The 6,513-nt window shown below is 41.0% G+C and carries 9 protein-coding genes and 1 pseudogene; 1 reads left to right on the top strand and 9 read right to left on the bottom strand.

Features of this window, described 5'->3' with window-relative positions; translation table 11 throughout:
- Positions 1-294: IS1096 element passenger TnpR family protein (locus G589_RS0110435; RefSeq protein ID WP_026522098.1), on the top strand; the 294-nt coding region annotated here is incomplete at its 5' end.
- A 28-nt stretch (positions 295-322) separates the two neighbouring features.
- Here G589_RS0110435 and G589_RS19605 read toward each other — a convergent pair.
- The 9 genes and pseudogenes from G589_RS19605 to G589_RS19600 form a co-directional block, all read right to left on the bottom strand.
- Positions 323-745, bottom strand: a pseudogene (locus G589_RS19605) (nucleoside phosphorylase); the annotation flags it as partial.
- Between the two features lie 117 nt (positions 746-862).
- Entirely contained in the window at positions 863-1,378 is a 516-nt protein-coding gene (gene rimM / locus G589_RS0110425; protein ID WP_026522097.1) for a ribosome maturation factor RimM, read from the bottom strand.
- Entirely contained in the window at positions 1,379-2,137 is a 759-nt protein-coding gene (gene trmD / locus G589_RS0110420; RefSeq protein ID WP_026522096.1) for a tRNA (guanosine(37)-N1)-methyltransferase TrmD, read from the bottom strand.
- Positions 2,138-2,193: 56 nt separating this feature from the next.
- Complete coding sequence (locus G589_RS0110415; protein WP_022767096.1) at positions 2,194-2,421, bottom strand: KH domain-containing protein; 228 nt, start codon at positions 2,419-2,421, stop codon at positions 2,194-2,196.
- A gap of 36 nt (positions 2,422-2,457) precedes the next feature.
- Positions 2,458-2,703: a 30S ribosomal protein S16 gene (gene rpsP, locus G589_RS0110410; RefSeq protein WP_022763995.1), complete on the bottom strand. Its 246-nt coding sequence runs from the start codon at positions 2,701-2,703 to the stop codon at positions 2,458-2,460.
- Between the two features lie 83 nt (positions 2,704-2,786).
- Positions 2,787-4,157: a signal recognition particle protein gene (ffh, locus tag G589_RS0110405; RefSeq protein WP_026522095.1), complete on the bottom strand. Its 1,371-nt coding sequence runs from the start codon at positions 4,155-4,157 to the stop codon at positions 2,787-2,789.
- Positions 4,157-4,477 (bottom strand): YlxM family DNA-binding protein, encoded by a 321-nt coding sequence (gene ylxM, locus G589_RS0110400; RefSeq protein ID WP_026522094.1) that lies wholly within the window; start codon positions 4,475-4,477, stop codon positions 4,157-4,159. The genes ffh and ylxM overlap by 1 nt, the downstream gene beginning before the upstream one ends.
- Before the next feature lie 79 nt (positions 4,478-4,556).
- Positions 4,557-5,423 carry an AraC family transcriptional regulator gene (locus G589_RS0110395; protein WP_026522093.1) on the bottom strand — a complete coding sequence of 289 codons (867 nt, stop codon included), beginning with the start codon at positions 5,421-5,423 and terminating at the stop codon, positions 4,557-4,559.
- 1 nt (position 5,424) lies between these two features.
- Positions 5,425-6,510: a glycoside hydrolase family 25 protein gene (locus G589_RS19600; protein ID WP_081669001.1), complete on the bottom strand. Its 1,086-nt coding sequence runs from the start codon at positions 6,508-6,510 to the stop codon at positions 5,425-5,427.
- Positions 6,511-6,513 lie beyond the last annotated feature (3 nt).

Raw genomic sequence — 6,513 nt, 5'->3', positions numbered from 1 at the left:
CATCTGTATGAATTCTGCATGGATAATAGAATGTACAGCGAGTACAGTTATCAGTATGATCCAGAGGATGGTAGTCCTTCAACTGACATAGCCATCGATGAGATCAAACTGGTAAAAGGACAGAACTTTTCTTTGCATTACGATTATGGTGATGACTGGATGTTCACAATACACGTTCAGAAGATTGAGGAAGAATCAAGAAAGAAACCACCGACACTGCTTAAGGCTGTTGGAAGTGTTGAGCAGTATCCTGATTGGGATGAGTGGGACGATGAAGAAGACGAAGATGAGTAACGAGAGTTAATTATAGAGGAAGTTCACAATTTACAACATCAAAATTAGCGACAGCAGGATATTCGATAGGAGCATATTCCTTGGATGTTCCTTCTGCTCTGATGGCTCCGTTTGCAATAACAATATCGCCACCTATTACTTCTTCCTGCATTCCACCTGATGTACCCATGCGAATAAAAGTGTCAGCTCCACATTTGGCAAGCTCCTCAACGCAGATTGCTGTTGAAGCACCGCCGATTCCATGGGATATAACACTTACCTTCTCACCACAAAGTGTACCTGTATATGTAGTATATTCTCTATTCTGAGCGACAAATACGGGATTATCAAAGAGTTTTGAAATAGATTCACATCTGCCGGGATCTCCTGTTAAAAGGACATATCTTCCTACGTCTCCCGGTTTAACATGTGTATGGTACTGATATCCGGCACCTTCTGTATAATCTACCATAATTTTCACCCCAACATCTTGTATGCGCAAAGTTATACATACTAAATATATTTAACTTATATTATAATCCAATTAATGATTTTTAACAACTCTTGCGACCTATTTTAAGGCAATAACTCAGCCAAGAAGCCCCGGCATCACATGAATAGTGATCTTTCCTGCATCAATATCGATTTCTTTTACACAGTCTTTTATCGCAGGAATATAAATCTTCTCTTCACTGTCTTTTAAAGTCATCTCGTAGACGTCATTGGCACCTGTCTGAAGAATTTCTGTGAGTGTACCAAGTTCAACACCTTCCTCATCTACAACTGTAAGTCCGATGAGATCTGCACAGTAATACTCGCCCTTCTCCAGCTTAATGGCATCTTTTCTGTCAATTGTCAGTTCGCATCCCCTGAATTTTTCAACTTCGTTTATGTTGTTAAACTGCTTGAACTTAACAATTACAAACTTTTTAAAGAATCTTGCGCTTACGACATCCAAAAGGATCTCCTCACCCTTCTGGGTATGGAGAGTAACTTTTTTAAGCTTTTTAAATCTATCCGGGTCCTGAGTAGTGGGAAATACGTTCACTTCTCCTGCAAGACCGTGTGTTGATGCAATTACTCCAACCTGAAATGATTCTGTCATTTATTCTCCTTCCGTTTCCGGCTTAGGTTTTCTCTTGCGTTTCTTTTTCTCCGGTTTAGGCGGATTCTCGATCATGTACTGTTCGTAGAGATCCGGCCTTCGCTCTTTAGTTCTGATAAGGGACTGCTCAAGTCTCCACTCATCAACCTTCTTGTGATCACCTGATAAAAGAATCGGCGGTACTTTTTTACCCATCCATTCCTCAGGTCTTGAGTACTGAGGATATTCCAAAAGGCCGTTTCCAAAGCTCTCGGTCAGTGCTGACTCATCGTTGTTTAAAACACCGGGAACAAGCCTTGATATTGCATCTATCATGACCATAGCCGGAAGCTCTCCTCCGGTAAGGACATAGTCTCCGATCGAGACATAGTCTGTAACAATCTCTTCCAGAACTCTTTCATCTACGCCCTCATAATGTCCACACAAAAACACAAGGTCTTTTTCCTGTGCAAACTCTGCAGCCATTTTTTGAGTAAATACCGAGCCTTGAGGAGTTACATATATTACTCTTGGTTTTGAATCAATTTTCTCTTCAATTGCTTTATAACAGTCATATATAGGCTGAGCCTGCATAAGCATGCCTGCTCCGCCGCCATAGGTGTAATCATCCACCTTATGGTGTTTGAGGTCACCTGAATAGTCTCTTATATTTATAGCCTCAAAGGAAATGAAGCCCTTTTCTATTGCTCTTCCTATTATACTCGTAGAGAGCCCCTGCTCTATCATTTCAGGGAAAAGAGTCATAATATGGTAATTCATTGTTCTCCTTAGAAAAAAAGCCGAATAAGAAATATATCTTATTCGGCTATCCTTAATTAAACAATTTCTACATCAACCTTGATGTTTTCTCTTGTTGATGCTGCCTTGACTACAGCGCGGATTGCCTTGGCAATACGGCCCTGTTTACCAATTACCTTGCCCATGTCTGAAGGTGCAACATGAAGCTCGATCATTATATTACGCCCGTCCTTTTTCTCGGTTACAACAACCTCATCGGGGTTATCAACAAGCGCTTTTGCGATAACTTCAACTAAATCTTTCATGATTAACCTCCGGCATATTAATGAAAAAGAAAAATATTATTTCTGAATGCCGGCCTGTCTGAATAACTTAGCTACAGACTCAGTTGGCTGTGCACCGTTTGAAAGCCACTTCTTAGCAAGCTCCTCGTTAACCTTAACTGTGCTGGGATCTGTGTTAGGATCGTATGTTCCGATCTCCTCGATGAACTTACCCTGTACAGGAGCCTTTGAATCTGAAACAATGATTCTGTAGAAAGGAACCTTCTTCTTACCAATTCTCTTTAATCTGATTTTTACTGCCATTTTAAATTTCCTCCATTTAAATAATTAAATTATTGTTGTTAGTTTTATATGTATCAAACAGCTATTGCTGTAAAGACATATCTTTAGAAAAACTTGCCGCCGAAAGGATTACCGAATTTACCGAACTTACCGAATCCTCTCTTGCCTCCCATAAGGCCGGGCATCTGCTTCATCATCTTGTTCATCTGCTCGAACTGTTTGATGAATCTGTTGACAGCTGCGATGTCATTACCTGACCCCTTGGCGATCCTGTATTTCCTCTGTGGACTCATAAGCTTGGGATTCTTGCGCTCCTCGGGAGTCATTGAAAGAACTATAGCCTCTAACCTTGCGAGTTCTTTCTCATCAGGAAGCTGATCATCACCGATCTTGCCCATTCCGGGAAGCATTCCCATGATAGCGCCAAGTCCGCCCATGTTTCTCATCTGCTTCATGCTCTCAAGATACATCTCAAAATCGAGTTTGCCCTTTTTCATCTTCTGGGCCATCTCTTTTTCTTTTTCAGCATCCATCTGAGCGTTGGCTTCAACTGCCTTGTCGATGAGACTTAGTACGTCACCCATTCCAAGGATTCTGCTGGCCATTCTGTCGGGATAGAACTGCTCAAGGTCTGAGAGTTTCTCACCCATACCAACATAGAGAATAGGCTTACCTGTAACTGCTTTTGTCGAAAGAGCCGCACCACCTCTTGAGTCGCCGTCCATCTTGGAGAGGATTATACCGTCAACTCCAACCTTCTCGTTGAACTCAGATGCTACATTTACTGCATCCTGACCGGTCATTGCATCAACTACCAGAAGTGTCTGATGAACAGTTACCGCTTCCTTGATGTCAATGAGCTCCTTCATCATTGCTTCATCTATCTGAAGTCGACCAGCTGTATCGATGATAACAACGTTATTGTTGTTCTTCTTGGCGTGATCGATTGAAGCCTTAGCTATTTCAACAGGACTTACGTCAGTCCCCATTGAAAAGAAATCTACCTGCTGTTTGTCAGCATTGATCTTCAGCTGATCTATAGCTGCAGGTCTGTAAACGTCGCAGGCAACAAGAAGTGGCTTTCTGCCTTTAAGCTTGATCTTACCTGCTATCTTGGCTGCTGTAGTTGTCTTACCTGCACCCTGAAGACCGCACATCATAAGAACAGTTATCTCATTTACAGGCTGAAACTGAATCTCGGTTGTTTCAGATCCCATAAGAGAGGTCATCTCTTCATTAACAATTTTGATGACCATCTGTCCGGGATTAAGACCGTTTAGTACTCCTTCACCGATAGCTCTCTCCTGTACGGAGTTTATAAATTGCTTAACCACCTTAAAGCTTACATCAGCTTCAAGAAGAGCCATCTTTACTTCTTTTAAAGCAGTCTTAACATCTGCCTCGGTGAGGACACCCTTGCTCTTTAGGCCTTTAAATACGTTTTGAAGTTTATCAGTAAGACTTTCAAAAGCCATTAACCAAGCTCCTCTAATATCTTTTCAGAAATATCCAAAAGATTTCTATCTCCGCCGGATGCATCCCTAAGTCTCTCAGCCTGAGTCTTGATTGCCTCAAAGCGTCTGATCATGTGGAGCTTATCCTCATATTCCTGAAGTGATTTCGTGCATCTTTTTATAAGATCATGTACTCCCTGTTTACTGATACCGTGTTCATCGGCAATCTCGGTCAGGGACATATCGTTGTAAACAGCTGCTTCATATATCTGCTTTTGATGTTCTGTAAGCAGTTCGCCGTAGAAATCGTACAGCAAACCCTGTTCAACGATTTTCTCCATAGTTAACCTCATCCTCAAATATGCACAATGAGTATAATATACAAAAAAAATATAGGTGTCAAGTATTTTTTCTTGACGCCTATATCTTAACTTCTGAAGGCATTATCCCAAGCTGGTTTTTAAATGCTCTGCTAAAGGATGAATAATCCCGAAAGCCACATTCTATGCAGGCATTTGTTGCAGGCATTCCTCCCATGATGTAGCTTCTTGCAAGAAGAATGCGCTTCTCCGAGATATACTGATGGATTGAATACCCGGTCTCGTTCTTGAAAGTACGCATCATATGGTACTTGCTCATGTAAAACTTATCAGCCAAAAGATCAATTGAGAGGTCTTTGTTTAAGTTATTTCCGATATACTCGATTATCTCTATAATCTTTCGGTTATATCTGGCCTCAGGCTTAAATCCAAAGTCTTCCATAATGCAGGCTTTATTAAAAGCGATAAGCGCTTTCATCAGATCCAGGCGTGTTGTAAGCCTTCCGGCATATTCTTTATCCTGTTTCTTTTCATCTGCTTCAACAGTTTCAAACATATTAAAGATTTCTGCACTGATATTTGCAGGAAACCTTACCACATAGCTCTTTAGCTCTTTTGCCTTATCAAATGAATCCAAAAGGCCGTACTTACTTAGAAAATCATCGGAAAGATAAAGAATTATCCTGTCGTATCCTCTGCCCTTTGGCTGCGCTTCAATTTCCGGCTTATGTATCATAAATCTGTTAACAAGCACAAAATCGAAGGGCATAAGATCGTACTCAAGCCCTTCGATGTTATATTTGACTGTTCCATCAAGTATTAAGATAAGTTTATGAAAGTCGTGATAGTGAAAAGGTATATCAAAGGACTCTTCTGTCTTAATATGAAAGAAATGAAAATCCTCGTTCAAATATCCTTTTTGCTCATAAGCTTCATAAGATAATGAAGCATCATATCCATTTTCCATATCAATAATCCGTTATACAGATGTTAAGGTCTACGTCTCCGTCGATTCCATCAACCCTTCCGGATGATGTATACTGCCAGATATTAAAGTGATAAGGATAATAAAGAGGTGTTCCGTAATATGCGATCCAGATATCGTAATTGTCGACATCAATTGCATCCATCAGAAGCGTGAAGCTCTTTACATTACCATAGATCATAGGTGTGTAGCCTGCATTAGAGACCATATCGCAAAAAGTCTTAACAACAAGCTCATAATCATCCGTTGAGAGGTCAACAGTTCTTGCTGAATCGGATTCTGCAGACTCTACATCAATAACAACAGGATATTTGATCTTGTAGGGCTCGATAAGGTCAAGTATAAGCTGAACTTCCTCTTTTGCCTCATCTTCATCAAGCGCCTGTGAATAAAAGTAAACACCAACGTCGATGCCATTTTCTGTTGCGCCTTCAATATTAGCCTCAAAGAAGTCATCTACAAGGAGCTTACCTTCTGTTGTACCGCGAAGGCCTGCTCTTATAATGGCAAAATCGATACCTGCAGCCTTAACCTTCTTCCAGTCGATCTCACCCTGAAATCTTGATACATCGATTCCATTTTTGACTTCAACGGTAGAATCATCTCCTACGTATGTAAGAAAACCGTTCTCGTCAAACTCAAAATCTTCCTCTCCGAATCCATGATGCTCAATCTCATCAAGAATCGGGAAGAAATAATATCTGCCGGAACTTGCGACAACTATCTGATCCGGGAAAAGAGATCTGATAGTGCTAGTAGCTCCGTCTCCATTTTCAAGTTTTTGCTGGATCATTGCTCTGATGGAGTTCTTTGTCTCTTCCGCAGCTTCTTCTTTTGCGTCTTCGACAAGCTTTGATGCCTCTGCCTCAGTATAATAGCCTTCCTGATTCAGAGCATCAAGCTCACTCCTTATGGCATCTTCCTGTCTCTGAAGGTTGGCATTTCTGATAAGAAGAACAATGCTGAAGGTCAGCGCCATCAGCGCCACCAGACTAAGGAAGATAATAGATACTATATTTTGTGTATTTCTGACACCCCTGCGAACTCTGTAATCCCCTGAATTATTCATACC

Source organism: Butyrivibrio sp. VCB2001 (genome assembly GCF_000423965.1).
In the GTDB taxonomy this organism is placed as follows: Bacteria; Bacillota; Clostridia; order Lachnospirales; family Lachnospiraceae; genus Butyrivibrio.
This window is presented reverse-complemented; position numbering and strand designations above follow the sequence as displayed.

What these genes read in the sequence shown, in the direction of transcription:
- rimM (WP_026522097.1), bottom strand. Translation starts at nt 1,378, where the DNA reads ATGACAGAATCATTTCAGGTTGGAGTAATTGCATCAACACACGGTCTT.
- trmD (WP_026522096.1), bottom strand. Translation starts at nt 2,137, where the DNA reads ATGAATTACCATATTATGACTCTTTTCCCTGAAATGATAGAGCAGGGG.
- G589_RS0110415 (WP_022767096.1), bottom strand. Translation starts at nt 2,421, where the DNA reads ATGAAAGATTTAGTTGAAGTTATCGCAAAAGCGCTTGTTGATAACCCC.
- rpsP (WP_022763995.1), bottom strand. Translation starts at nt 2,703, where the DNA reads ATGGCAGTAAAAATCAGATTAAAGAGAATTGGTAAGAAGAAGGTTCCT.
- ffh (WP_026522095.1), bottom strand. Translation starts at nt 4,157, where the DNA reads ATGGCTTTTGAAAGTCTTACTGATAAACTTCAAAACGTATTTAAAGGC.
- ylxM (WP_026522094.1), bottom strand. Translation starts at nt 4,477, where the DNA reads ATGGAGAAAATCGTTGAACAGGGTTTGCTGTACGATTTCTACGGCGAA.
- G589_RS0110395 (WP_026522093.1), bottom strand. Translation starts at nt 5,423, where the DNA reads ATGGAAAATGGATATGATGCTTCATTATCTTATGAAGCTTATGAGCAA.
- G589_RS19600 (WP_081669001.1), bottom strand. Translation starts at nt 6,510, where the DNA reads ATGAATAATTCAGGGGATTACAGAGTTCGCAGGGGTGTCAGAAATACA.